We start from the raw sequence: 25,813 nt of genomic DNA, 5'->3' as shown, positions 1-25,813 counted from the left end.
ACCGCCCCAGCTGGCCAAGGCGCTCGGCAACAGCCAGACCGCCCCAGCTGGCCAAGGCGCTCGGCAACGGCCAGACCGCCCCAGCGGCCAAGGGGCTCGGTAACGGCGAACCGCCCCAGGAACGTACACCTGGGGCGGTTCGGGGGTTGTTCAGACGGCGGCGGAGCGCGCCTGGCGGGCCAGGTCCGAGATGCGGGTGATCGTCGGCTCCCGAATGATCTTGCTCAGGTCGGACATGAACGCCGTCTCCCGGCCGCGGCCGACGATGTCGTTGCACACCGCCGCCAGCATGGCCAGGAGCTTGGCCGAGTCGCCGCCGAGGCGGTGGAAGTCGGCGTCGCCGCTGAGCCGCTGCACGTCCACGGCCAGGGTGCGCGCCCAGATCCCGGCGACGGCCGTCTCGACCTCGCCGCTCAGCGCGGTCACCGTGGCCGCGGAGGTGCCCTGGTCGGCGAACGGGTCCGGCAGGGCGGCCACGTCGACCTTGCCGTTGGCGGTGCGCGGCAGCTCCGGCACGAGCACGGTCGCGCTCGGCACCATGTACGGCGGCAGCAGCTTCCCCACGTGCTCGTCGAGCGCCTCCACGGAAACGTCGGCGGCCGGCACGACGTACGCGCACAGGATCTTGTCCGGGCTGCCGTCCCGCGTGCGGCCGACCGCGAACGCGCGGGCCACCGCCGGGTGCTCCTCCAGCGCGCGGGCGACCTCGGCGGGCTCGATGCGGTAGCCGCGGACCTTGATCTGCTCGTCGTTGCGCCCCACCGACTCGAGCTCGCCGCTGGGCAGCTGCCGGGCCAGGTCCCCGCTGCGGTACACGCGCTCGCCACTGGCCAGCACCGTGAAGCGCTCGCGGTTGAGGTCGGGCCGGCCGCGGTACCCCCGGCACAGCTGCGCGCCGCCCAGCAGCATCTCGCCGACCTCGCCCGGCTCCACGAACCGGCCCTCGGCGTCGACGAGGTGGATGGTGCTGTTGTCGGTCGGCACCCCGATCGGCACCGAGGCGAGATCGGCGTCGGCCCGCGCGTCGAACGTGCGCGTCATGTTGCCGATGGTCGTCTCCGTCGGCCCGTACTCGTTGAAGATGCGGCACTGCGGCCCGAACGCCTCCTGGGCGCGCGCCGTCACCGACGTGCGCAGCAGCTCCCCGCCGGCGATGACGGCCGTGAACCCCTCCGGGCGCAGGCCGAGCCGCCCGATGAGGTCGAGGTGGGTCGGCGTCAGCTTCAGCTTGTTTGCCCCGCGGTTGAACAGCATGTCCTGCAGCACCATGTGGTTGAGCTCGTCCGGCACCAGCGCGATCGAGCCACCGGCCAGCACCGGCAGGAAGATGGCGGTGTTGGACAGGTCGAAGGCGAGCGAGCTGAACAGCGGGAACCGGGTGTGCTCGTCGACGCCGTAGACGCGGGTCGACCAGCTCACGAACGTGGCCAGGTTGCGGTGCTCGATCTCCACGCCCTTGGGCCGGCCGGTCGAGCCCGAGGTGTAGATGACGTAGGCGAGGTCCTCGGGGCGGATCTCCACCGGCGCGAGCGTGCCGTCGCCGGCGGCGAGCTCCTCGATGACGGCGAGCGTGCAGCCGGGCGGGGCGAACCCGCGGTGGCGGTGGCGCGCCTCGGTCAGGCAGACGGTGACCCCGGCGTCGGCGAGCAGGCCGGCGAGGCGGTGGTCGGGGTGCTGGGGGTCCAGCGGCAGGTAGGCGGCGCCGGCCTTGAGGATGCCCCAGATGGCGGCCATCGCGGCCACGGTGCGCCCGGCGAAGAGGCCGACCACGTCGTCGCGGCCCAGGCCGCGGCGCTGCAGGTCGGCGGCGACGGCGCTGGAGTAGCGGTCCAGCTCGGCGTACGTGGTGTTGCCCTCGGGGCTGGTCAGGGCGACCGCGTCCGGGGTCCGGGCGACCTGGGCGGCGAACTGCTCGACCACGGTGCCGGGCCGGGCGAGCGGCCGGGCGTTGTCGTTGCCGGCCCAGACCCGGCGGTGCCGCGGCGAGAGCGCCTCCTCGATCGCGTCGAGCAGCGCGACGGCCCGCTCGACCAGCTCCGGGCGGTCGTACCAGCCGAGGGTGATCTCCGTCCGGCCGCCGCACTCGACCGCGTTGATCTCCGGCGGGCCCACGGGCCCGGAGTTGGGCAGCGAGTAGATGGTCGTGGCGTGGAAGTCCCGCCCCCGCAGGGTGTCCAGGTCGATGCGCCCGACGTGGGAGATGGTGGCCACGCTGCCGTAGCGGCCGCGGCTCGCGGAGATGTCGTCCAGGGCCATCAGCTGCCGGCGCAGGTGGTCGCGGGGGATGTTCGCCAGCGCGGGATCCGTCCCGGCCGCGAGGTCCTGGCCGGAGCTGAGGATGGTCAGCAGCCGCTCGTGCGCGTCCTCCCACGCCGAGCCCGCGGTGACGTCCAGCAGCGGGTTGTGCGTGAGGTTGCCCGTCGAGCGGATCGCGGGGTCGTAGCGGCGCAGGTCGACCGGGATCCGGAAGCGGCCCGTCGGCAGCTCGCACGCGGCCGTGACGGCCAGCGCGATCTTGGCCACGAGGGCCGGATGGACGCCGTCGACGGTCTTGCGGCGCCAGAAGAAGCCCTGCGGCCCGGCCGGGCGGGAGCCCAGCGCGGACGGCCACTCGAGGTCGGCCTCGATCGCCGGGGTCCGCGGGGCGGTGATCCGCTCGAGCAGTTCGTGCTCGGTGATGCGCGACGGGGCGCCGATCGGCTCGTCGCCGCGCAGCGCCCGGAAGATCTCGTCGATCCAGATCAGCACGCCCTTGCCGTCCATGACCGCGTGGTTGGCGCGGAACACGATGCTGGTCGGGCGGGCGGCGGTGCCGGGCAGCAGCAGCACCTCGCACGTGGGGGCGCCGGCCTCGCCGGTCAGCGGCTGGTGCAGCTCCGGCAGGCCGGTGAACGCGACCGGGTCGAAGGCGCCGGCGTCGAGCACCCGCACCGCGGGGGCCACGGTGCTGTCGACCCAGCGGCGGCCCATGCGGGTCAGCCGCGCCCCGGGGCACGCCTGCGAGGCGGCCGCGACGGCCGCGGTGAGCTCGTCGGCCCCGAGCGGGCCGGCGCCCTCGACCACGACCTGGATCACGCCCGGCAGCCACTCCGGATAGACCAGGAACCAGGCCTCGGTCGCCGAGATCGGCCGGCTGTAGTTTCCGTCTCTTCCGACTGGCGTTCCGACTGGCATGGTGCCCTCTCAGGTGCGCTCGGGTCAGGCCGGCGTGCTGCTGAGGACCTGGCCGTTGGCGCCGCGCAGCGCGCGGGACCGGCGCAGGTCCAGGTGGACGAAGACCCGCTGCAGCCAGCGGTCCGCGCCGTCGTAGCGGGGCTGGAAGGAGTTGCGGCCGTGCAGCGTCACGCGGTTGTCCACGAATGCGAGGTCGCCGGGGCTCAGGATGAGGGTGTACGCGGCCTCGTCGATGGCGTCGCGCAGCCGCGCCAGGGCGCCGGCGGCCTCGTCGTCGATGGGCGTGGTACTGCTGAAGTCCACCTTCAGGTCGGGGTCCTCGGCGGCGCCGCTGAGCACCCCGTGCGGCTCCTCCAGCCGGTCGCCGAGGTCGAACGAGGCCGGCGCGGTCGTGACGAACCGCGGCTCGTGCAGGATCGCCCGGATCGGCTCGGGCAGCAGCGGCAGCGCGTTGCGGATCGACGACGTGCGCAGCCCGGCGACGTTGTCGTGGTCGTTGCGCAGGCACATCAGCCCGACGAAGTCCGGCCGGAACTCGTGGAACGCGTTCTCGGTGTGCATGTTCAGCCGCGCCGAGCCGGCGTTGCCCTGGTACTCCTCCATGCCCGGCACGGGCACGACGTTCTGCACCAGCGCGCCGTGCTTTTCCTTGTCGTAGGCGATAACCTCGCCCATGGCCATGGCGACGAGCATGAGGGCCGAGGCGGGCACGGTGCTCGCGCGCTGGACCGAGCCGAACACCATCGGCGTCGCCGGCGGGCCGTCCGGGTCCACCGGGAGGTTGCGCAGCAACAGCATCCCGTCGGGGCCGGAGTCGTGGGTGAACTCGCGCAGGGTGCGGCTCAGCCGCGGGGGGAGCGCGCACGACAGCCGGCGCGCCGCCGCCACCCATTCGGCGGAGTCGATCAGATGGGGAGCGGTGCCGCACAACTCGGTGGCCAGCGCGGCCAGTGCCGCGTTCTCCTCGTCGTCGAGCCGCAGCAGCGACCGGTCGCTCAGCGTACCTGGGGCGTCGACCGACATGGGAAACCATCCATGGTCGAAGGTGGGCGGCGCATCGCCGCGGAGAATGCCGTGCGGCGCCGACGCTAACGGGCGCGCGAAACGGGCGACAACCCCTATGAACCGGGACCCCAGCCGGGTTCGCGGCCGCGCTCGGCGCCGAGTCGGGCGACGCTCGCGGCCGAGGCGGGCCGGACCTGGAACCGTTCAAGATCTGGGGCCGCTAGGGGTGTGATCAAGTTCGGCGTGTTCCTACGCTCACGCATAGTTCGATTTCTCTCTTTCGTCCGTTCTCCGGTCCAGCCTTGCGGCCAGGGAGGACTGCCTTGCACCAACACGATGGCGACGCCGGCGGCTCCAGCTGGATCCGGCGCTTCCACCCGCGCCCGGACTGCCTGGCCCGGCTCGTCTGCCTCCCGCCGGCCGGGCAGTCGGCCAGCTTCTACTTCTCCATGTCCGACGAGATGACCGTCTCCATCGAGGTGCTGGCGGTGCAGTACCCCGGGCGGCAGGACCGCTGGAGTGAGCCGCACGTGCTCACGATCCAGGAGCTGGCCCGCGAGGTCCACGCGGCCCTGGGCACGTGGATGGACCGGCCGCTGCTCATCTTCGGTCACGGGATGGGCGCCCTGGTCGCCTTCGAGCTGGCGCGCCGCCTCGAGCGCGAGGGCACCGTGCCGATGGTGCTCTTCCCGTCCGGCCGGGCCGCGCCCTCGTGCACCCCCGGCAGCTTCGTGCACCTGCGCCGCGACGAGGGCATCGTCGCGCACCTGCAGGCGATCAGCGGCACGCGCTCGCCGCTGACCGACGACGCGCAGCTGCTGCAGCTCATGCTGCCGGCGATCCGCGACGACTACCGCGCCGACGAGACGTACGTCTACGAGCCCGGCAGCGCCCTGCGCTGCCCGATCATCGCGTTCGTGGGCGAGGACGACTCCACCGTGGTCGCCGAGGACGTCGTGGCGTGGTGGGAGCACACGGAGGGCCCGTTCGAGCTGCTGGTCGTCCCCGGCGGGCACTTCTTCGTGCTCACCCACCAGTCCGAGGTCGTCAACACCATCTCCGACTTCTTCCTCGCCCCCCGCTGAGGGCCGGCTCGCGCCGGCCCACCCCGGTGGGGCTCAGCAGGCCCGCATGCCGGGGTCGGACTGCACCGTGGCCGGTGGGGCGAGCCCGACGGGCAGGTCGGCCCGGCGCTTCACGTTGACTTTGCGGTACACCCGCGTCAGGTGCTGCTCGACGGTGCTCACGGTGACGTAGAGCTTGCTCGCGATCTCGCGGTTCGTGTACCCCTGCACCGCCAGCGCCGCGACCCGCCGCTCGGCGTCGCTGAGCAGTTCCAGCGTCACCTCGCCCGCGCCCGGCTTCGGCGCCTCCACGACCAGGCCCGCCTCGGGGTCGTCGTGCGAGAGGCTGTGGCTGAGCGGCTCGGCGCCGCACTCGACGCTGATGTGGTGCGCCCGCCGGATCAGCAGCCGCGCCCGGCCCGACTGGCCCAGCGCCTGCCACGTGCGGCCCAGGTCGGCCAGCGCGTGCGCGAGCTCGAGACGGTCGCCGGTGCCGTGCAACAGGTCCACGGCCTCGTCGAGGGCGGCCGTGCGCTGCTCCGGCGCGTAGGTGGCGGCGATCGTGCGCATGGTCGCGCCGCGGGTCCGCCCGTCGAGCGGGCCGAGCTGGCGCAGCTGCTCACGGGCCAGCTCCACGGCGTGGTCGGCCCGGCCCAGCGCCAGGTACGTGCGGGCCGCCTCGAGCCGCCACGCGACCACGGTCGGCAGGTCCAGCTGCCACGAGCTCATCAGCTCGCCGCAGGAGCGGAAGTCGGTCAGCGCGGCCTGCAGGCGCCCGGTGGCCCGGTAGTAGCGGCCCCGCGCCTGCAGGTAGTGCAGGCCCAGCGGCGTGCTGAACAGCGACTGCGGCACGGGCGTGGCCAGGTGCTCGCGGGCCCGGTCGAGGGCGCCCATCTCGGTGGTGGCGCTGATGAGCGTGGCCAGCACCCCGCCGATGATGAAGCCCCAGGCCGCGGGCGGCATGATCGCCAGGGCCTCGGTGGCCGCCCGCTCGGCCAGCGTGAGGTTGCCCAGCCGCAGCGCGCCCTCGGCCTGGATCGCCTTGAGCACGCCCTGCCAGGCCGGCGGCAGGTTCAGCGTGGGGCGGGCCACGGCCAGCGAGTCGCACCACGCCAGACACCGGTCGGGGCGATCGGCGTAGATCAGGGCCAGCAGCGCCGCGGCCACCGGCTCGGGCGCCGTCTTCTGCGAGCTGCACCGCTGCAGCACGTGGTCGGCGGCCCCGATCGCGTCGGCGCGGGATCCGTTGCCCAGCACCGCGGTCAGCAGCGTCGTCGGCTGCAGGTGGGCGCTGATCGCCGTCTCCTCGGCGCAGGTGCTGCCCTCGGAGACGCCGCGGATCGGCGAGCGCCGCCGCGGGGCGGCACTCATCGTGGCGGCATCGGGGTTCTGGCACACCACCGAGGCGGCCCGGGCCGGGAACGCGGAGGCGAGCAGCTGCCGGGCCCCGCGCAGCTCCGAGGCCAGCTCGACGTGGGCCGGGCCGGAGGCGTCGGCGGCCGCGGTGAGCAGCTCGACCGACTCGTCGACGCGGCCGTGCCACAGCAGGTAGGGCAGCGCGGCGAGCGCGTCGCCGGCGTGGGCCGGGTCGGCCCGCACCCCGCTGAGCAGATCGCCGAGGTGGCGCGTCACCATGAGCGGGTTGGTCTGCCACTCCGCGCCGATCAGCGCCGTGCGGGCCGCGACCCGCTGCCGGTCGTCGCGGGCGGCCCGCAGCGCCAGCCGCAGCGGCGCGGAGGCGTGCTCGGGACGGCTGTCGGCCAGGGCGTGCCGGGCCGCGTCGCGCAGCACGGGCACCACCCAGGCGGCGTCGTCGTACGCGGCCTCCACCAGGTGGTCGGCCACACTGCCCGGCGCCGCCCCGTTCTCCTGCAGCAGCTCGGCCGCCTTGCGGTGCAGAGCCCGCCGCTCGGCCGCCGGGAGGTGGTTGAGCAGCGCGCGCCGGGCCCGCGGGTGGCGGAACCGGCCCGTGCTCAGCAGGCCCGAGCCCTCCAGGACCCGCAGGATCTGGGCCGCGGTCTCCGGCACGATGTCGACCATGCGGGCCAGCACCTGCGGCGAGCCGGGCTCGCCCAGCACCGCGACCGCCTGGGCCACGGCCAGCACCAACGGGTCGTGCCGGTAGAGGAAGCTCAGGACCGCCTGCTCGAAGGCGTCGTCGATGCGCAGCTCGGCCGGGTGCTGGCCGTCCGGCTCGCGAGCGGCCCGCACCTGGTCGTCGATGAGCGCGCGGGTCAGCATCGGGTTGCCGGCGCTCACGTCGAAGCAGGCCGTCGCCAGCTCGGGCGCCGTCGGCTGCTCCAGGCTGGCCTCGATGAGCTGGTTGACCCCGCGGCGTGACAGCGGCGCCAGCGAGACCCGGGAGAAGTGGGGCTGGCTCAGAATGTCGGTGCGGAACAGCACGTGGGTCGGTTGCGCCCGGGTGGACTCGCTCAGCACGACCATGATGCGGGTCGAGCGCAGGCGCCGGATCAAGTACAGTAGGCAATGCAGCGAGGGCAGGTCCGCGTAGTGCAGGTCGTCTACCGCGATCACCAGCGGTTGCTCGGACGCCAGGGTCGCGAAGGCACCGCTGATCGTCTGTAAGTACTGTAGATGGACCTGATCGTCGACGGAGCCGTCGGATCCCGGGTCGCCTAATGAGCCGGCGAGCGCGCACCGCGCCTTCAGCACCGCCGCGTAGGCGTCGCTGTTCGGCGCCAGACCGGCGTCGTGCAGCAGCTGGCCGATGATGCCGAACGGGAACTTGCTCTCGGCCCGGGAACCCCCGGCGCCGACAACCCTCGCCCCGTCATGCACGGCCTGCCGCGCGAAGGCCAGCAGAAGTGCTGTCTTGCCGCTGCCCACCGGGCCGCTGACGAGAGTCACCTGGCCTCGCCCGTCGGTACAGGCGCGGAACGCCTCTCCTAAGCGTGTTAACTGTTCGTCCCGTTCGACCAGCAGCATTGACGCGTCGCCCTCCCTTTGCCACGCACCGATCGCGTGTGCGTCAGCACGGCTGCGGTCAGACTCGCCTGTGTTGCCAGGCCGGCCCGCCGTTCGACCGCCGGAAGGGGTGCCATCCGGGGTCGAGTATCGCTGCGCGTCCGGACCCACGCGTGCTGGCGCCCACTGTCGTCTGTTCCCCTCAACGAAACGGCCGTTTGCCCGGAACGGACCGCCTCGCTTGTAAGCAAGTTGCTCGAACTGTCATCAGACCGAACGATCTTCACCTACGAAAGGGAAGTCTGCCATCGGGGTTCAATCCGGGGCAACGGATCGACGCCCCTAGTTGAGATGTCACCGCGACGTAACGTCGGTTAGGGGTTGACACTCGACGATGGTTCGGTCTTGACCCCGGGCGCTGAAGTGCCTAAGTTAAGCAGGTCGAAAGGGGCGGTGAAGTCTGTCCGCATCGCCGTGACGTCGCACGTCACGGTCATTGCGGTGGCTATCATCGTTCGGATCCGAAAGGCAATTCTTCCCGGCGTCACGGGTCGTTTTCCTTGCGGCAACCGTTCGGCCTCGCACGGTGCGCGAAGTGGCCTATCCGGTGCGTTCGCCGTGCCGGTCAGCCGGCAATCTTCGCGATGGCGTCGGCGGCCGCCGCGGCCCCGCCCCCGGCCTGCACCTCGGCCCGCATCCGGCCGACCGCGGCCCGGACCTCGGGGCTGTCGGCCCGGCGCACCGCGTCGCGCAGGCCTTCGGCGGTGATCGCGTCGCGCCGCAGCGACACGCCCAGCCCGAGCGCGGTGAGCCGTTCGGTGTTCACCTCCTGCTCGAACACCTGCGGGATCGCGACGAGCGGCACGCCGTGGGCGAGACCCTCCATGATGGACCCCATGCCGGCGTGCGTGATGAAGGCGCCGGCCCGCGCCAGCACCGCCAGCTGCGGGACGCGCGCGTGCACCTCGATGTTCTCCGGCACCGGCGGCAGCTGCTCGCGGCGGATGCGGTCGCCGACGGCCATCACCACGTGCCAGGGCTCGCCGGCGAACGCCTCCAGGCACATGGCGTAGAACTCCGGCCGGTCGTTGAAGGACGTGCCCAGCGAGATGAGCAGCGTCGGGCGGTCCGCCGACGCCGGCGCCGCCTCGCCCTGGAAGCCGCGGGAGCCCAGGCACGGCCCGACGAACGAGAACTCCGGGCCGAACGTCTCGCCCCGGAACTGGAAGGCGCGCGGCAGCAGCACCACGCCGCCGCTCGGGCGGGTCGCGAAGTACTGCGGCACCGGCATCCGCAGGCCCGCCGAGCGCAGCAGCGCCGTCAGGTCGGTGCCGTAGCGGAACATCGCCGCCGGCTTGGGCCGCTGGGCCGCCGGCGCGTGCAGGGGCAGCGACCAGTGCGCGTTGGCCGCGAAGAACGGCCAGATCTGCACCACGGGGATGCCCCACGCCGCGGCCAGGACCGCTCCGGCCCCGGCGAGGTCGTCGACGGCGACGACGTCGGGCCGGTCCGCGGCGAACGCCTCGCGCAGTGCCGGCAGCGTCGCGGCCGCCTCGCTCAGGAACAGGGTCATCGACTCGGTGATGGTCTCGGGCCATCGGCGGCCGCGGTCGCCGGGGGAGGGCATCGTCGAGGCGTAGAGGACCGGGCGCGCGCCCGCGGCAGCGACCGCGCCGGCGAAGTCGGTCGTGGTGGCGTAGCTGACGCGATGGCCGCGACCGGCCAGCTCCTCGACGATGCCGAGCATCGGATAGACGTGGCCGTGTGAGGGAGCGGTGAAGAAGGCGATGTGCTTGCCGCTGGTCACGACTCACACTAGGACGCGGGCGACAAAGCGGACAACCCCTGCCGGGGCGAGGCGGATATTAGGGGATGCGCCGCACCCGTGCGTGTCGTCGCGCGACTGATAATCATGCACGTGTCAGTCAGCGTGGTGATCCCGAGTACGTTGCAGCGCAACACGGTCGCGGCATGCGTCGACGCGGCGCTCACCGCCGCGCGCGGCCTCGGCCCGGACGCCGAGGTCCTGCTCGTCGCCAACGGCCCCGGCGCCACCACGGGCTACCGCGGCCCCGCCGACCCGATGCTGCGGCTGCTCACCTCCGAGCCGGCCGGCGTCTCGGCCGCCCGCAACGCCGGCATCGCCGCGGCGCGCCACGACACCGTGCTCTTCGCCGACGACGACGTGCTGGTGCCGCCCGACTGGTGCGCCCGCATGGCCGCGGCGCTCGGCTCGGGGGCGGCCGCGGTCGGCGGCCCGATCCGCGTCGCGGTCGGCGGCCCGGTCACCGCGTTCATGGACCACCTGCGGATGTTCGACGCCACCCCGCTGGACGGCTCGCCGGGCGGGCTGCTCATCACCGCCAGCGCGGGGCTGCGCCGGGACCTGGCCCCGGACGGGCCGCCGTTCGACCCGAGCCGGCACGCGGGCGAGGACTCCGACCTCGCGCTGCGCCTGCGGGCGGCGGGGCGGTCGATCGGCTGGCTCAGCGGCGGTACCCCGGCCGTGCACCACGTCGACGAGGACGTCCGCTCGCTCGTCGGGCGCTCGCTGCGTGACGCGCGCACGGCCGCCGGTCTCGTGCAGCGGTACGGGCATCGCGCGCTGAGCCAGTACCTGCCCTCCCCGTGGGCCACCTATCAGGCGGTCCGCGACGGCCGGCCGCAGTGGTTCCGCCGCTTCGGCGAGATCGGCGCGCCCGAGGTGCGCGCGGTCTTCACCACGCTGTCGCTGATCTGGGTCACCTGCGTGGCGACCGGCTACCTCGAGGAGACCGGCCGGCTCGTCGGCTGCCCGCTGCTCGACGTCGACGAGGACGCCCTCGTCGACGAGCTCGCCGCGGTCGTCGCCGGACTCGTCGCCGCCGGGGGCCCGGTGGACTGGGCCGCCCCGCCGGTGACGTTCGCCGCCGGGCCGCGGGCCGACGTGGACGAGCGGGTGCCGGTCGGGGCCGTCTGCGACGCGTTCCGGCGGCACACCGCGCCGCATGAGGACGTACCGCCGCCGCTGCTGCGGGCCCTCGCGCGCCACGACCGCAGCTGGCACAGCGGCCGGGCCGACGAGGACGAGCGCGTGCGGCGGCTGTGGTCCGACCTCGCGCCGCGCCGCGCCGAGCTGACCCTCGTCGAGCTCGACACCGCCGCCCGGGCCCTCGGACTGCCGCTGAGCGCGGCCTGCTCCCATCTCGACGACGACGCCCCGCCCCTACCGGGTCCCCAGTTCTCGGGGTGACCCCCTCAAAGTCGTCCGAGGCCGGAATGCGGGGCCGCACAACGGTTCCGATGCATATGCGGATCGGTAGTGTCAGGCCCCGTGGACGACGCGATGGTGGTTACGGATCTGGTAAAGACGTATCGACCGAAGACGCCCGCGGCCGTTGACGGGCTCAGCTTCCAGGTCAACGCGGGCGAGATCTTCGGCCTGCTCGGGCCGAACGGCGCCGGCAAGACGACGACGATCGGCGTGATGACGACGAGGGTCCGGCCGACGTCCGGCCGCGGCGTGATTCACGGCGTGGACGTCGTCAAGAACGCGACCGCGGCACGGCAGCTGCTGGCGGTCGTGCCGCAGCGCAACAACCTCGACCGGTCGCTGACCGTGCGGCAGAACCTCATGTTCCACGCCGCCTACCACCGGATGCCCCGGGCGCAGCGCGCCAGGCGGGCCGACGAGCTGCTCGAGCAGATGGAGCTGACCGCCCACGCCAAGGGCCGCGTCGACTACCTCTCCGGCGGCATGGCCCAGCGCGTGATGATCGCCCGGGCCCTCATGCACGAGCCGAAGGTCATGTTCCTCGACGAGCCCTCGGCCGGACTCGACCCCCAGGCGCGTCTGTTCGTCCACGACAAGGTGGCCGAACTGCGCTCCGCCGGGGTCACCATCATGCTCACGACGCACGACATGGACGAGGCGGCCAAGCTCTGCGACCGCATCGGCATCATCGACCACGGCAAGCTCCTCGCGCTGGACACGCCCGAGGCGCTGACCCGGATGCTGCCCGGCAACACCACCCTGACGCTGACCGTCAACCTCGGCTCGGCCACCGCCGACGAGATCCGCACCCTGCTGGGCGACGTCCCGGAGGTCGAGCGGGTCGAGCGGGTCGGCCCGCCGGCACCGCCGCCCGAGCTGGTCGCGCCCGACGCCGAGGCGCTCGTGCAGTTCCGCGTCTTCACCGAGTCCAAGCCGGTCTCGGCGATGCCCGCGGTGCTCAAGGCGATGGCCGACGGCAACCACGAGGTGCGCGACCTCACCGTCGGCAAGCCGAGCCTCGAGGACGTCTTCATCCACCTGACCGGAAGGGACCTTCGGTGACCGTCGCCACCCCACCGCTGCGGCTGCGCTCGGTGTCGCTGCCGAGCCAGATCGAGACGTTCTTCTCGCTGCTGTGGCGGGACGTCTTCGTCACCGGCCGGGAGTTCCTGCCGTTCTTCGCGCAGGTCATCGTGCAGCCGCTGTTCTCACTGCTGATCTTCGGCAAGGTGCTGTCCGACCTCGGCTACACCGACAACGTCTTCGGCCAGATCCTGCTGCCCGGCCTCGTCGCCCTCAACGCGTTCCTGGCCGGCCTGCAGAGCACCGCGCTGCCGCTCGTGCTCGACTTCTCCTACACCCGCGAGATCGAGGACCGTCTCCTGGCGCCGGTCTCGATGGGGCTGGTGGCGGTCGAGAAGATCGTGTTCGGTGCCATCCGGGGACTCGTCGCCGGCCTGTTCATCGTGCCGCTCGGCTTCTGGCTGCTGCACATGAGCTGGCCCGCGCACACGTACCTGCCGGTGGTGGGGGTCCTGATCCTGGGCGCCCTGGTCGCGTCCGCGCTCGGCATGGTGCTCGGCACGCTGGTGTCCTCGCGCCGCATCGAGATCATGCTGACCGTCGCGCTGACCCCGCTCATCTTCACCGGTTCGACCCAGTTCCCGTTCCTGGGCATCAAGGACCTGCTCTGGTTCCAGATCGTGTGCGGGCTCAACCCGTGCACGTACATGAGCGAGGCCATGCGGGCCATCATCGCGCCGACGGCCGTCGAGTCGTTGCCGCTGTGGATCTCGATCTCCGTGCTCGGCGCGGCCTTAGTCGTCTTCACGTGGGTGGGCATCATCGGGTTCATGAGGCGGGCCCTGGACTGACCCATGCCTGAGGCCAATGTGTCCACGACTGCCCAGCGGCAGCGGAAGAACATCGGCAAGCGATCCGGGCCGGCCTACGTCTGGTCCATCGTCGCGGTCTCGACGGCCCTGCTCATCCTCGCCGGCCTCCTGATGGCCGAGGCCGGCGCGAGCACCGCGTTCCTCATCACCGCACTCGCGCTCGGCGTGCCGCCGGCCCTGCAGCTCGGCGGCACGGTCGTGCATCTCGTCCTGCGGGCCGCGCTGCCCCCGTCCGCGGCACTGCCGCAGGTGCCGCTGGCCGCGCCCGGTCCCCTCGTCGGGTCGACATGTGTGGTGTACCCCGCCATCGTCTACGACAGCGAAGACATCGACGCGCTCGTCGACACCATGCGGGCCACCGCCCGCGACAGCGGCCCCGGATTCGCCGGGCACATCGCGCTCGTCGACTTCGCCGACGGCCCCACCGCCGAGCTCGCCACCGACGCCGCGCTGCGCGCCGAGGTGCTCGCCAAGCTCGCGGCCGCATCCGGCACCGCCCCGCTCTCGGCACTGTTCCGCACCCGCCGCTGGAACGAGGCCGACCGCGTCTGGATGGGCTGGGAACGCAAGCGCGGCAAGCTCGTCGAGTTCGCCGCCCTCGTCCAGGACCCCGCCGCCGGGACCAGCTTCGAGGGCCCGGCGCCGGCGCTGTGCGACGTCCGGTACGTCATCACCATCGACGTCGGCAACCGTCTGCCCAACGGCGGCGCCCGCCGGCTCGTCGCCGCGATGGCCCACCCGGACAACCGTGCCGAGGCCGACCCCGGCACCGGCCGGATCACGGCGGGCTTCGGCTACGTCCGCCCCTGCCACGTGCCGTCGCCGCCGCGCAGCTTCTTCGAGTGGTCGTGGCAGCCCTACTCCGCCCCGACCGGGCAGGCCTCCTTCGGCCAGCTCCTCTTCGGCCAGGACCTGTTCCTCGGGCAGGGCATCTTCGACGTGGCCGCCGTGCGGGACGCGCTCGACGGGCGCATCCCCGACAACACCGTGCTCAGCCACGACAAGCTCGAGGGCATGTACGCCCGCACCGCCTGCATCGCCGGCGCCGTGGTCGTCGAGGGCAACGTGGAGGACTACCTCGCCTACCGCAAGCGCTGCCACCGCTGGATCCGCGGCGACGTGCACCTGCTGCCCTGGATCGCCGCCCGGGGCCGCCGCGCGCTGCCGCTCATGGCCCGCTGGATGCTCACCAACGACCTGCTCGCGCACCTGCAGCCGGTCGCCATGGCCGGGCTGCTCGTGCTCGCCTGGCTCGCGGCCCCGGCCGCGCAGGTCGGCGTCTACACGGCCGTCGTCGCCGGTCTGCTCCTGCAGCCGCTGCTCGTGCTGCCGCTGATGGTCCTGCTCGGCCGCTCGCCCCGCCCGCCGCGGATGTCCCGGCGCGCGTGGCTGGCCGGGACGCTGCGCATGCGCGGCTCGCTGGCGTGGTGGCTGCTGCGGGTCGAGGCCCTGCGCGCGCCGATCTGGATCGTGCTGCTGGCCGACCGGGCGCTGTTCACGCTGGACGCCACGGTCCGGGCGATCTACCGCACCTTCGTCAGCCGCCGCCTGATCCTGCAGTGGACCAGCTCCGTGGCGGCCGTCCGGGGCGTCGGGCGGGGCGCGGCGGCCCGCTGGCGGACGATGGCACTGGCCAGCGCGCTGTCGGTGGCCCTGGCCGCCGGCATCGGTCTGGAGAACCCGGCGGCGCTGGTGTGGTCGCTGCCGCTGCTGGCGTGCTGGTTCGTCGCGCCGCAGCTGGCCTACTGGGCGTCGCGGCCCGGCCGCCGGATTCCGTTCAGCTCCGGGCCGTGAGCAGCGCGGTGATGTCGTGCGCGGGCCGGGGGCGGCCGAGGTGGTAGCCCTGGCCGATGTCGCAGCCGAGGTCCAGCAGCCGCCGCGCCTGGGCCTCGGTCTCGATGCCCTCGACGGTGACGGTCAGGCCCAGCTCGCGGCCGAGCTCGATCATGGCCGCGAGCACGGTGTGGTCGGCGCCGGCGGCCGCGTGCTGGCTGTTCAGGAAGCCGATGAAGCACCCGGCGATCTTGATCGTGTGGGCGGGCAGGTTGCTGATCTCGGCCAGCCGGCAGTTGCCCGTCCCGAAATCGTCCAGGGAGATCCGCACACCCATGCGCGCGAGGTCGTCGAGGGTGCCGAGCGCCTCCGGGTCGAGCAGGACGTTCTCGGTGACCTCCAGCTGCAGCAGGCTCTGCGGCAGCCCGGTCTCGTCCAGGACCGTGCGGACCAGCGCGGGCAGGCCCGGCCGGCGCAGCTGCGCCTCGGCGACGTTGACGCTCACGAACACCGGGTGGTCCGGGCCGGCGTCGCGCCACGCGGCGGCCTGGGCGCAGGCCCGGCGCAGCACGTCCTCGCCGAGCGGCACGATCAGGCCGGTGTGCTCGGCCAGGTCGATGAACCGCCTCGGCATCAGCAGCCCGTGCACCGGATGCCGCCAGCGCACCAGCGCCTCGGCGCCGACGATCCGCCCGGTGGCCAGGTCGGCCAGTGGCTGGTACTCCACGACGAACTCGCCGCGGGTGAGCGCGTCGGGCATCTCGGCGCTGAGCGCGTGCCGGGCGGTCTCGGCGGCCGCGCGCTCGGTGTCGTACACCATCCACTGCCCGCGCCGCTCCCGCTTCGCCCAGCCGAGCGCCTGCTCGGCCGCCCCGAGCAGGGCCGCCGGATCGGTGCCGGCGGCGGCCCGCTCGACCACCCCGATGCTGGCCCGGATCGGCAGGGTGTACCCGTTGTTGATCGGGAACGTGTGCGCGATCGCGGCGAGGGCCTCCTCCGCGGCCTTCGTCACCTCGTCGATCCCGCCGGTGCCCCCGACGAGCAGCACGAACGTGTCGTTGTCGAGGTGCGCGGCGAAGTGCCCGGCCCGCTGGGCGAGCCGTTCGAGGCGGTGCGCGACGGTCCGCAGCACCTGGTCGCCGGCGCGGTAGCCGAGGCTGTCGTTGACGGTCCGGAACCGGTCGAGGTTGATCAGGCACAGCCCGAGCCGGCCCCGCGGGTCCCCGGCCAGCGCCTCGCCGAGCCGCCGTAGCAGCGCGGCCCGCTGGTTGGGCCGGTCGTGCGTCCGCTCGATGCGGCACTGCCGGGCGAGCTCGGCCCGTCGCAGCTCGGCCCGGCGCAGCTGCTCCTGCGCCCCGACCGACTGCTCGACGAGGGCGCCCGTGTAGCCGGTGGCCACCGCGCCCAGCAGCTCGTCGAGGCGCGCCCGGCCGTCGGGGCGCCGCAGGCGGATGTCCTCGAGGAACCGCCGGCCGATGAGCGTCGTCGTGCGGCCGAGCAGCTCGGGTGTGGCGATGCCGGCCGCCACCAGGTCGGCACCGAGCCGGCGGCCCGGGCCGGCGGAGAACGGCTCCGCGAGCAGTGCCTCGGCGAAGCGCCGCGCGAACCGTTCGAGCAGCGAGTACACCTCGTCGGGGCTGTGGCGCAGCACCGTGTGGCCGCTGACGACACGAGCCCAGGCCCTGGTGAACGCGTCGATGCCGGCCGTCCGGCCGTCGGACGGGATCACGCGGATGATTATGGGGCAAAGACCGTGCTGAATGCCAGCTTTCAGGGCTTACGTCCGACCGCGGCGAGCACCTCCGGCCGCGGCTCGACGCCGGTGTCGTCGGGGTGCCAGTCGGTCACCGGCACCACGCCGGGCTCGACGATTTCCAGGCCGTCGAGCAGCCGGCCGATCTCTTCGCCGCTGCGCAGGTGCAGCGGCGTCGAGGTGCGCTGGTAGACCGTGCTGACCTTCGCCGCGTCCTCCTCGTGCTGCGGCGGCGGGGAGCCGTGCGACAGCGCGATGTAGCTGCCGGGCTTGACGGCCTCGCGGAAGCGGCGCACGATCCCGGCCGGGTCGTCGGCGTCGGGCACGAAGTGCAGCACCGCGATGAGCATGACGGCGACCGGCTCGGTGAAGTCGAGCAGGCCGCTCACCGCCGGGTCACGCACGATGTCGTCCGGCCGCCGCACGTCACCGAGCATCACCTCGGCGTTGGGGTTGCCGGCGAGTATGGCGCGGCCGTGCGCGACGGCGACGGGGTCGATGTCGACGTACATGACGCGGGCCTCGGGGTCGGCCTGCTGCGCCACCTCGTGCACGCTGGCGAGCGTCGGGATGCCCGAGCCGACGTCGAGGAACTGGCGCACGCCGCTCGCGACGAGCCGGCGCACGGCCCGGCCGAGGAAGGCCCGGTTGGCCAGGCCGATCTGCCTGGCGTTGGGCGACATCGACACGACTCGCTCGACCATCTCCCGGTCGACCGCGAAGTTGTGGAAACCGCCGAGCGAGTAGTCGTACATCCGCGCCGCGTTCGGCACGCTGATGTCAATGTCCTCCGGTGCCCACTCCGGTCGCGTCATCCCCGTCCCTTCGTGTCGTCGCGCCGCCATAGTATGGCCACATGGCCCCAGAAGCGAGGGCCCTTCGGCGTCGGATGCGGTCACGATACGCGACGTCGCCGGCGCCGCGGGGTCGCGCAGCGCGGGGCCCGGTCCCGGTCAGTCCTGGGCTTCGACGCGCAGTGCCCGCGCCGCGTAGCCGTCCTGGCCGGGGGTCTCGAACCAGCAGCGCACCCGCCGGCCGGGCTCGAGGGAGCGGTACGTCCCGGGCTCGGCGACGACGGCGGAGTAGTGGGTCCACACGAGGAGGCCGACGCGGTCCAGGACGACGACGCCCCACCCGGCGTCGGCGTCCCACTGCCGCACGACGCCGTCGCCGCGCGACGGCGCGGACGGGCCAGTACGCATTATCCGACCGTACTCGCCCGTCCGCGGCCGTGGCTGTGTTCGCGGCGGGCCGGGCTCAGCCGCTCGTGCGGGCCCGCAGCGCCGTGAGAACGTCCGCCCTACCGGTACCCGGCCGCGACCTCCAGTGCGATCTCGACCGCCCGGGCGGCGAGCGGGGAGTGCGTACGCCCGGCCGGCCAGAGCAGGTAGATCTCGCGCGGCGGCGGCGCCGGCCGCAGCTCGTGCACCGACAGCGACCCGCCGAGGCCGTCGAGGACCAGGCGAGGCAGGACCGCCGAGCCGATGCCCGCCCGCACCATGGACAGCACCGCCTCGTTGCTCGTCGTGCGGAACACGGTTCGCGGCCGCACCCCGGCGCTCGCGAACGCCTCCTCGACCCGGGGCTGGTCGCAGGCCGCGGGCCAGGCCACCATCGGCGCGCCGTGCAGGGCGCTCAGCGGCACCGGACCGCCGGGGAAGTCGCCGGGGCGGGCGACGAGCGCGTACGGGTCGTCGAGCAGCTTGCGGTGCTCGACCTCGCCGGCCGGGCAGCCGTCGAAGAACACGAGGTCCAGGTCGTCGACGCGGGGCGGGTCGGTCTCCTCCTCGACGAGGCGGATGTCGCAGTCCGGGTGCTCCTCGCGCAGCCGCCGCACGAGTCGCGGCAGGATCGTCGTGGACAGGCTCTGGAAGGTGCCGATGTCGATGCGGCCGTCGCCGGCCCGGAACCGGTCGAGCGCGTCGCCCATCGCCCGCGCCCCGGCCAGCAGCCGCCGGGCGTGGGTCAGCACGACGCGGCCGAGCGGCGTGATGCGAACCGGGCGCGGGCCGCCCGGCCGGTCGAACACGGCGCCGCCGACGCAGCGCTCCAGCCCGGCGATGTGCTGGCTCACCGTCGACTGCGTGTATCCGAGCCGCGCCGCGGCGCGCCCGAACGAGCCCTCGTCGGCGATCGCGGCCAGGGTGGCGAGGTGGCGCAGCTCGATGTCGGGCACGGTCTTCGACTCTATCGGGAAGTACGATGGAAATGATCGGAAACGATCGCTTTTAGGCATGCCTTCGCGTCGCTAGCGTCAGGGGCATGGCCACCTTCGTGCTGATTCACGGCGCCGGCGACTCCGGCTGGGCCTGGCATCTCGTCGCCGCCGAGCTGCGGGCCCGCGGCCACGGGGCGGTCGCGCCCGACCTGCCCGACGACCCGGCGGCGGACCTCGACGCCTACGCCGACGCCGTGATCGCGGCCGTCGGCGACCGGCGCGACACGATCGTCGTCGGGCACTCGTTCGGCGCGTTCACGGCCCCGCTGGTGGCCGGGCGGCTCAGGGCCGACGGGCTGGTGCTGGTCGCGGGCATGGTGCCGGCGCCGGGCGAGCGGCCCTCGGAATGGTGGGGCAACGTCGGCCACGTCGGCGGCGGCGATGAGGACCCCTACGTCACCTACTACCACGACGTGCCGCGCCCGCTCGCCGACGAAGCCCTCCGCCGCCAGCGCGCCCATCCGTCCGCGGTGGCCTACGAGCAGCCCTGGCCGGTGCAGCGGTGGCCGGCGGTACCGACGCGATTCGTGCTGCTGCGGCGGGACCGCTGCTTCCCGGCGGCGCTGTTTCGCCGGCTCGTGCCGCAGCGGCTGGGGATCACGCCCGAGGAGCTCGACGCCGGCCACTGCGCGGCCCTCGGCCGCCCGAAGGAGCTGGCCGATCTCCTGGACCACGCAACGTAGCCGGAGTAGCGGCCTGTGCCGCATCCGCGACATCGTCCGCAAGACCAGCCAGGCGACGGCCGCCGCCTACTTCGTGGACATGGCGAAGCTCGGCATCGGCCGGAGTTCCCGGTGATCGGATCGACCGATCACCGGCTGATGACGTGGGCCAGGCGGGTCAGGGCGTCGAGGGGGTCGGGCTCGGCCGGGAGCAGCACCACGCTCGTCGCGCCCGCCGTGCGGCGCGCCGCGATCCGCTCGGCGACCTCGTCCGGGGTGCCGGCCAGCGACAGCTCGCGCACCCACTCGTCCGGCAGCGTGGCCGCGAACTCCTCGCGGCTCGCCGCCGCCGCGCGGTGACGGGCGAGCGCCTCGGCGAAGGGCAGCGGGGCCAGGTGCGGGGCCCAGTCCGGCTCGCCGATCCAGGCCAGGCCGGGGCGCACCAGGTCGCGGGCCGCCCGGCCGTCGCCGGCCACGGCCGCGGCGTCGTACGTCACGACGATCGGCGACGGGGCGGCGAAGCGCGAGACCGCGTCGGCGACGTAGGGCGGCGCGCAGGGCTCGGCCAGCAGCAGCCCGTCGGCGACCTCGCCGGCCATCGCGATCGACTTCGGGCCGCGCACGCCGAGCACGACCGGGGGCGGTGTCGTCGGGGTCTCGCCGATGACCACGCCCTCGACGGCGACGTACCGGCCCGCGGCCGGGCCCGGTTCGCCGCGCAGCAGCGTGCGCACGGCGATCGTGTACTCCCGCAGCAGGGTGAGCGGGCTGGCCGGGCGGGCGCCGGCCTGGCGCATCCAGTCCGGCATGCCGTGGCCGATGCCCGCGATCACGCGGCCCGGGAACAGCTGGGTCAGCGTCGCCAGCTCCATCGCGGCGAAGGCGGCGTTGCGCGCGCCCGCCGGCAGGATGCCGATGCCCACCGTGATGCGCTCGGTGGCCGCGAGCACGGCGCCGGCCTGGGCCACGCCGCCGCGGAACCCGAGGTCCTCGACGACCCACAGCTCCTCGAATCCGAGCTGCTCGGCCCGGCGGGCATACGTCAGTACCCGATCCGCGGGGAGGTCCCGCGGCACTACAACCCCAATTCGTGCCATGCGCTCAGACTCGCACGTATGGCGATTCCCGACCAAATCATCCCTAGGGTGCGGAGTAGGGTTTGCCCTCCCAGCGCGCCGATCGGCGCCGGTTCTGCGAGGTGAGGCCGGGTTTCCGATGATCGCAGACCCTTTGACCTCGGTGGATGCACGCGAAAATGGCCTTGAATGGGTGCGGCATTATTTCCGGCAGGAAAACGGCTAACGCACGGCCGTCTGATATCAGGGAGGGCTGCGCGTGTTTCAGCGTGTCCATGAGCAGGTCGAAGAGCAGGCAAGGCGCACACCGGACCGGGTCGCCGTGATCGCCGGCACCGTCCGGACGCGCTACGCGGAGCTCGACGCCCGAGCGAACCGGATCGCCCGGGAGCTGTCCCGGGCCGGGGCCGGTCCCGGTGAGCTCGTGGGCGTGTGCCTGGGCCGCGACGAACACCTGCTCCCGGCGCTGCTGGGCGTGCTGAAGACCGGTGCCGCCTACGTGCCGATGGACCCGGCGTACCCGGCGGAGCGGCTGGCGTACATCGCCGCCGACACGAAGATGCGGCTCGTCGCCACGACCCGGGCCACGACGCTGCCCGCCCTGGACGCCGTCGCGGTGCCGGTCGACGAGATCCCCGCGGACGCCGACGCGACCCCGCTCGACCGGCCCGGCGACGGCGGCGACGCGGCCTACGTCATCTACACCTCGGGCTCCACCGGCCGCCCCAAGGGCGTCGTCGTCGAGCACCGCAACACGATGAACCTGCTGCGGTACGAGGCCGAGGCGTACACCGCCGAGGAGCTGAGCGGCCTGCTCGCCACCGCGTCGATCTGCTTCGACCCCTCGATCACCCAGTTGTTCCTGCCCCTGGTCACGGGCGGCACGGTCATCCTCGCCGACAATGTCCTCGCCCTGCCCGCGCTGCCGGCCCGCGACGAGGTCACGACCGTCTACGGCGTGCCCTCCGCACTCGCCGCGCTGCTGCGCGAGCCGCTGCCCACCGGCGTGCGGGCCGTGTTCGCCGGCGGCGAGCCGCTGACCCGGGCGCTGGTCGAGCGGATCTACGCCAACCCCGGCGTGCGCCGGGTGCTCAACCTCTACGGCCCGACCGAGTGCACCACGACCTGCGCGATCGCCGAGGTCGGCCGCGACGACACCGGCGAGCCGCCGATCGGGCGGCCGATCGCGGGCGCCGTCATGTCCGTGCGCGACGCCGACGGGCAGCCGGTCGCCGACGGCGAGCTGGGCGAGCTGTGGATCGGCGGCCCGGTGGTCGCCCGCGGCTACCTCAACCGCGACAGCGGCGGGTTCGGCGGCGGCTGGTACCGCTCCGGCGACCTGGTCCGCACCGACGGCACCGTGCTGCGCTTCGCCGGCCGCGCCGACGACCAGGTGAAGATCCGCGGCTACCGGGTCGAGCCCGGCGAGGTGGAGGCGGTGCTCGTGCGCCACCCGGCCGTGCGCCGCGCCGGCGTCGTCGCCGCCGCGGACGAGGACGGCGTGTCCTACCTGGTCGGGCACGTGGAGGCGACCGGCCTGGACGAGCGGAGCCTGCGCGCGTGGCTGCGCCGCCGGGTGCCGGAGCACCTGGTGCCGACCCGGTTCGCGATCACCGAGCGGCTGCCGCTGAGCCCGAACGGCAAGATCGACCGGGCCGCCCTGCCCGTGCTCGCCGCCCGGCGCGGGACCGGGACCGCGTTCGTCGCGCCCCGCACGCGCGCCGAGGAACGGCTCGCCGCGATCGTCGGCAACGTGCTCGGCATCGACGAGGTCGGGGTCGAGGACCGCTTCACCGACCTCGGCGGGCACTCCCTCGCCGCGGCCCGGGTCTGCGCGCTCGCCGGCCGCGAGTTCGCGACCACGGTGCCGCTGGCCGCGTTCCTCGCCGAGCCGACCGTCGCCGCCCTCGCCGCCCTGGTGCGGGCGGGCTCGGAGGCGGGCTCGGCCCCGGTCGCGAGCGGCCCGGTGCGGCACGAGGGCGTGCTGGAGTACCCGCTCACCCCGACCCAGCGCGGCCTGTGGACGCTGCGGCAGGTCGGCTCGGTGCCGGCGGTGACCACGGTGGCGTTCCGGGTCCGGCTCACCGGGCCGGTCGAGGCGCCCGCCCTGCGCTCGGCGCTGGCCGCGCTGGTGTCGCGGCACGAGGTGCTGCGCAGCCGGATCGTCGAGCGCGACGGCGAGCCGGTCGCGGTCGTGGGCGCCTGGACGGACGTCCCGGTCACCGAGCACGACCTGCGCGACCGGCCCGCGGCCGAGCGCGCCGCGGAGGCGGACGCGATCGCCGAGGCCGCCGCCCGGCACGCCTTCGACCTGACCGGCACCGCGCCGCTGCTGCGCGTCGAGCTCATCCGGCTCGTCCCCGGCGTGTCGGAGCTGGTGGTCGTGGGCGACCACATGGCCTTCGACGGCTGGTCCACCGGCACGTTGCTCAACGAGCTCGCGACCGAGCTGGCCGCGCCCGGCACCGTCGAGCCGCCGCCGGTGCAGGTCGGCGACCTCGCCTTCGCCCCCGACGGCGCGACGGACGCGTGGCGGGAGGAGCTGGCCGGCGCGTCGCCGCCGAGCGAGCTGTTCTCGGGCACCGCGGGCTTCCGCGGCGAGCGGATCACCCGCCCGGTGCCGCCGGCGAGCGGCACCCCGGTCTTCGCGGACTGGCTGACCGCCCTCGGGCTGTTGCTGGCCGGGTTCACCGCCCGCCGGGACGTGCTCGTCGGCGTGGTCGTGGCCCGGCGCGCCGGGCCCGAGCTCGACCGGGTCATCGGCCCGCTCGTCGACGTGCTGCCGATCCGGCTGCGGCTGGAGCCCGCGGCCACCGTGCGGGACACGGTCGCGGCCGCGTCGGCGACGACGGCCCGGGCGCTGGACCGGCCCCGGCCGTCCACGGAGGACCTGTTCGCGGCCGTCGGCACCCAGTCGCGCGGGGCGATGCTGACCCCGGTGGTGCTCTCGGCGCAGCCGGCCGGGATGCCGGTGCGGGTCGAGCGGGGCGCGGTGCGCCTGGAACTGCTCGGCGAGCTGGGGTGCGGCGGGGCGCAGAACCCGTTGACCGTCTTCGTGAACGAGACGGCCGACGGGGTCGAGCTGCAGGTGGAGTACGACACCGGCCTGACGAACCGCGAGTGGGTGGAGGCGTTCGCGGACCGGCTCCTGCGCATGCTCGCCGAGGTCGTCGCGGACCCGGACCGCCCGCTGCGCCGCCTGCCGCTGGTCACCGCGGCCGAGGAGGCGCGGCTGCTCGAGCTGGCCGCCGGTCCGCCGATCCCGGCCGGCGCGCCGGCCACGGCCGTCGAGGCGATCGAGCGGCAGGTGCGCGATCGCCCCGGCGAGGTGGCCGTCGTCGGCGCCGACGACGAGATGACGTTCCGGCAGCTGTGGGACGACTCGGCCGCGATCGCGGCGATCCTGCTGGACCGGGGCATCGAGCCCGGCGACGTCGTCGGCGTGTGCCTGCCGCGCGACCACCGGTTGCCGGCGACCCTCCTGGGGATCTGGCGGGCCGGCGCGGCCTACCTGCCGCTGGAGCCGGAGCTGCCGGCCGAGCGCCTGGCCTGGCTCGCCTCGGACGGCGGCGCGAAAACCGTGCTCTGCCGGTCCACGACGGCCGCCGCGGCCGGACCGGGCGCGCTGAACCTGGACCTGGACTCAGGCCGGGCGGTGGCCGCCCCCGCGGCCGAGCTCCCCGTCGTCGGCCCCGGCGACCGGGCCTACCTGCTCTACACCTCGGGCTCGACCGGCAAGCCGAAGGGCGTGGCCGTCGCCCAGTCCAGCGTCGCCGCGCTGACCGAGGCGCTGCGCTTCGAGCCCGGCTTCGGGCCCGGGGACCGGATGCTCGCCGTGGCCACGCTCAGCTTCGACATCTCCTGCGCCGAGATCTGGTCGGCGCTCGGCGCCGGCGCCTGCTGCGTGGTCGTCGACCGCGACAGCGCGGTGGACGGGTACCGCCTCGGCCGCCAGATCGCCGAGCACCGCGTCAACGTGATGAACGTGCCGCCGACGATCCTGCGCACCCTGCTCGCCGCGGGCTGGACGGGCGGGGCGGACCTGCGCGTGTGGGCCGGCGGCGAGACGCTCGACCCGGCCCTGGCCCGCGAGCTGCTGCCGGTGGTGCGGGAGCTGTGGAACGTGTACGGCCCGACCGAGGCCACCGTGCTGTCGACCGCCTACCGCGTCCTCGAGGTCGGCGACGCCGTGCCGATCGGGCACGCGATGCTCGGCGAGCGCCTCTACGTCATGGACCCGCTGGAGCGGCTCGTCCCGGCGGGCGTCGCCGGCGAGCTGTGGATCGGCGGCGCCGGTCCGGCCATCGGCTACCACAACCGGCCCGACCTGACCGGGGCCGCGTTCGTGCCCGACCCCGTCGTGCCCGGCGGGCGGTGCTACCGCACCGGGGACCTGGTCCGCCGCCGGCCGGACGGCGAGATCGTGTTCTGCGGCCGGCGCGACCACCAGCTCAAGATTCGCGGCTACCGCGTCGAGCTCGGCGAGATCGAGGCCGCCCTGCGCGCCCACCCCGACGTCGAGCACGCGGTCGTCACCGCGCGGGGCCAGGGCGCGGAGGCGCACCTGGTCGGCTACGTCGCCGGCCCGGTCACCGCCGAGCAGGCCGCCGCCCACCTGCGCGCGAGCCTGCCCGCCTACCTGGTGCCGCACCGCTGGGTGGTGCTCGACGCGCTGCCGATGACGCCCAGCGGCAAGGTCGACCTCGGCGCGCTGCCCGAGCCCGGCGAGGACCGGCCGCACCGGCCGGCCGAGTCGATGATGGAGCAGCTGGTCGCCGACGTCTGGGCCCAGATCCTCACCACCGACCGCATCGGTGCCGACGACAGTTTCTTCGGCCTCGGCGGGCACTCGCTCGCCGCGACCCGGGTCGCTGGCCGGCTGCGCGAGACGCTCGGCTGCGCGGTCCCCGTGCGGCTGTTGTTCGACCATCCGGTCCTCGCGAACTTCGCCGGACAGCTCGAACGGCTTGTTATGAACGACATCGTGGCCGAACCGGCCACCGGCAACTAGGGAA

16 protein-coding genes are annotated in these 25,813 nt (G+C 74.0%); 7 read left to right on the top strand and 9 right to left on the bottom strand.

Features of this window, described 5'->3' with window-relative positions:
* Window positions 1–150: 150 nt before the first annotated feature.
* Window positions 151–3,174: a non-ribosomal peptide synthetase gene (locus ACQP1P_RS26185; protein ID WP_433073777.1), complete on the bottom strand. Its 3,024-nt coding sequence runs from the start codon at window positions 3,172–3,174 to the stop codon at window positions 151–153.
* A 24-nt stretch (window positions 3,175–3,198) separates the two neighbouring features.
* Window positions 3,199–4,197, bottom strand: a complete 999-nt coding sequence (locus tag ACQP1P_RS26180) for a TauD/TfdA family dioxygenase (protein WP_433073774.1) — start codon at window positions 4,195–4,197, stop codon at window positions 3,199–3,201.
* 305 nt (window positions 4,198–4,502) lie between these two features.
* Here ACQP1P_RS26180 and ACQP1P_RS26175 point away from each other — a divergent pair, with 305 nt between their 5' ends.
* Complete coding sequence (locus tag ACQP1P_RS26175) at window positions 4,503–5,264, top strand: thioesterase II family protein (RefSeq protein WP_433073771.1); 762 nt, start codon at window positions 4,503–4,505, stop codon at window positions 5,262–5,264.
* 33 nt (window positions 5,265–5,297) lie between these two features.
* Here the strand turns inward: ACQP1P_RS26175 and ACQP1P_RS26170 are convergent, their stop codons facing one another.
* Both ACQP1P_RS26170 and ACQP1P_RS26165 read right to left on the bottom strand, forming a co-directional pair.
* A complete protein-coding gene (locus ACQP1P_RS26170) occupies window positions 5,298–8,189 on the bottom strand; it encodes a helix-turn-helix transcriptional regulator (RefSeq protein ID WP_433073768.1) in 2,892 nt (963 codons plus the stop codon).
* 604 nt (window positions 8,190–8,793) lie between these two features.
* A complete protein-coding gene (locus tag ACQP1P_RS26165) occupies window positions 8,794–9,975 on the bottom strand; it encodes a macrolide family glycosyltransferase (protein ID WP_433073765.1) in 1,182 nt (393 codons plus the stop codon).
* A gap of 111 nt (window positions 9,976–10,086) precedes the next feature.
* On the opposite strand from ACQP1P_RS26165, the gene ACQP1P_RS26160 reads away from it, so the two are divergent.
* The 4 genes from ACQP1P_RS26160 (at window position 10,087) to ACQP1P_RS26145 (ending at window position 15,110) form a co-directional block, all read left to right on the top strand.
* Window positions 10,087–11,400 (top strand): glycosyltransferase family 2 protein, encoded by a 1,314-nt coding sequence (locus ACQP1P_RS26160; protein ID WP_433073762.1) that lies wholly within the window; start codon window positions 10,087–10,089, stop codon window positions 11,398–11,400.
* Between the two features lie 81 nt (window positions 11,401–11,481).
* Window positions 11,482–12,483, top strand: a complete 1,002-nt coding sequence (locus tag ACQP1P_RS26155) for an ATP-binding cassette domain-containing protein (protein WP_433073759.1) — start codon at window positions 11,482–11,484, stop codon at window positions 12,481–12,483.
* On the top strand, window positions 12,480–13,295 hold the full coding sequence (locus ACQP1P_RS26150) for an ABC transporter permease (protein ID WP_433073757.1): 816 nt from the start codon (window positions 12,480–12,482) through the stop codon (window positions 13,293–13,295). The genes ACQP1P_RS26155 and ACQP1P_RS26150 overlap by 4 nt, the downstream gene beginning before the upstream one ends.
* 3 nt (window positions 13,296–13,298) lie before the next feature.
* A complete protein-coding gene (locus ACQP1P_RS26145; RefSeq protein ID WP_433073755.1) occupies window positions 13,299–15,110 on the top strand; it encodes a hypothetical protein in 1,812 nt (603 codons plus the stop codon).
* On the opposite strand, the gene ACQP1P_RS26140 is transcribed toward ACQP1P_RS26145, so the two are convergent.
* The 4 genes from ACQP1P_RS26140 to ACQP1P_RS26125 form a co-directional block, all read right to left on the bottom strand.
* Window positions 15,094–16,818 carry a putative bifunctional diguanylate cyclase/phosphodiesterase gene (locus ACQP1P_RS26140; RefSeq protein WP_433073752.1) on the bottom strand — a complete coding sequence of 575 codons (1,725 nt, stop codon included), beginning with the start codon at window positions 16,816–16,818 and terminating at the stop codon, window positions 15,094–15,096. The two genes, ACQP1P_RS26145 and ACQP1P_RS26140, sit on opposite strands and share 17 nt — an antisense overlap.
* Before the next feature lie 41 nt (window positions 16,819–16,859).
* A complete protein-coding gene (locus ACQP1P_RS26135) occupies window positions 16,860–17,657 on the bottom strand; it encodes an SAM-dependent methyltransferase (protein ID WP_433073750.1) in 798 nt (265 codons plus the stop codon).
* Between the two features lie 138 nt (window positions 17,658–17,795).
* Window positions 17,796–18,044 (bottom strand): cold-shock protein, encoded by a 249-nt coding sequence (locus tag ACQP1P_RS26130; protein WP_433073747.1) that lies wholly within the window; start codon window positions 18,042–18,044, stop codon window positions 17,796–17,798.
* A gap of 98 nt (window positions 18,045–18,142) precedes the next feature.
* Entirely contained in the window at window positions 18,143–19,018 is an 876-nt protein-coding gene (locus ACQP1P_RS26125) for a LysR family transcriptional regulator (RefSeq protein WP_433073744.1), read from the bottom strand.
* Between the two features lie 86 nt (window positions 19,019–19,104).
* Between ACQP1P_RS26125 and ACQP1P_RS26120 the strand changes: the two genes are divergently transcribed.
* Window positions 19,105–19,743, top strand: a complete 639-nt coding sequence (locus ACQP1P_RS26120) for an alpha/beta fold hydrolase (RefSeq protein WP_433073742.1) — start codon at window positions 19,105–19,107, stop codon at window positions 19,741–19,743.
* A 128-nt stretch (window positions 19,744–19,871) separates the two neighbouring features.
* On the opposite strand, the gene ACQP1P_RS26115 is transcribed toward ACQP1P_RS26120, so the two are convergent.
* Window positions 19,872–20,798, bottom strand: a complete 927-nt coding sequence (locus ACQP1P_RS26115) for an LLM class flavin-dependent oxidoreductase (protein WP_433073739.1) — start codon at window positions 20,796–20,798, stop codon at window positions 19,872–19,874.
* 259 nt (window positions 20,799–21,057) lie between these two features.
* Here ACQP1P_RS26115 and ACQP1P_RS26110 point away from each other — a divergent pair, with 259 nt between their 5' ends.
* Complete coding sequence (locus tag ACQP1P_RS26110; RefSeq protein ID WP_433073737.1) at window positions 21,058–25,809, top strand: amino acid adenylation domain-containing protein; 4,752 nt, start codon at window positions 21,058–21,060, stop codon at window positions 25,807–25,809.
* The last annotated feature ends 4 nt before the right edge of the window (window positions 25,810–25,813 follow it).

The organism is Dactylosporangium sp. CA-052675, assembly GCF_050947935.1.
Lineage (GTDB): Bacteria > Actinomycetota > Actinomycetes > Mycobacteriales > Micromonosporaceae > Dactylosporangium.
Note: the sequence above shows the minus strand (reverse complement) of the source record. Positions and strands in the feature narration are given on the sequence as shown.

Excerpts from the sequence above, each read along its gene's own strand:
- ACQP1P_RS26185 (WP_433073777.1), bottom strand. The coding sequence starts at position 3,174 with ATGCCAGTCGGAACGCCAGTCGGAAGAGACGGAAACTACAGCCGGCCG.
- ACQP1P_RS26180 (WP_433073774.1), bottom strand. The coding sequence starts at position 4,197 with ATGTCGGTCGACGCCCCAGGTACGCTGAGCGACCGGTCGCTGCTGCGG.
- ACQP1P_RS26170 (WP_433073768.1), bottom strand. The coding sequence starts at position 8,189 with ATGCTGCTGGTCGAACGGGACGAACAGTTAACACGCTTAGGAGAGGCG.
- ACQP1P_RS26145 (WP_433073755.1), top strand. The coding sequence starts at position 13,299 with ATGCCTGAGGCCAATGTGTCCACGACTGCCCAGCGGCAGCGGAAGAAC.
- ACQP1P_RS26135 (WP_433073750.1), bottom strand. The coding sequence starts at position 17,657 with ATGACGCGACCGGAGTGGGCACCGGAGGACATTGACATCAGCGTGCCG.
- ACQP1P_RS26130 (WP_433073747.1), bottom strand. The coding sequence starts at position 18,044 with ATGCGTACTGGCCCGTCCGCGCCGTCGCGCGGCGACGGCGTCGTGCGG.
- ACQP1P_RS26120 (WP_433073742.1), top strand. The coding sequence starts at position 19,105 with ATGGCCACCTTCGTGCTGATTCACGGCGCCGGCGACTCCGGCTGGGCC.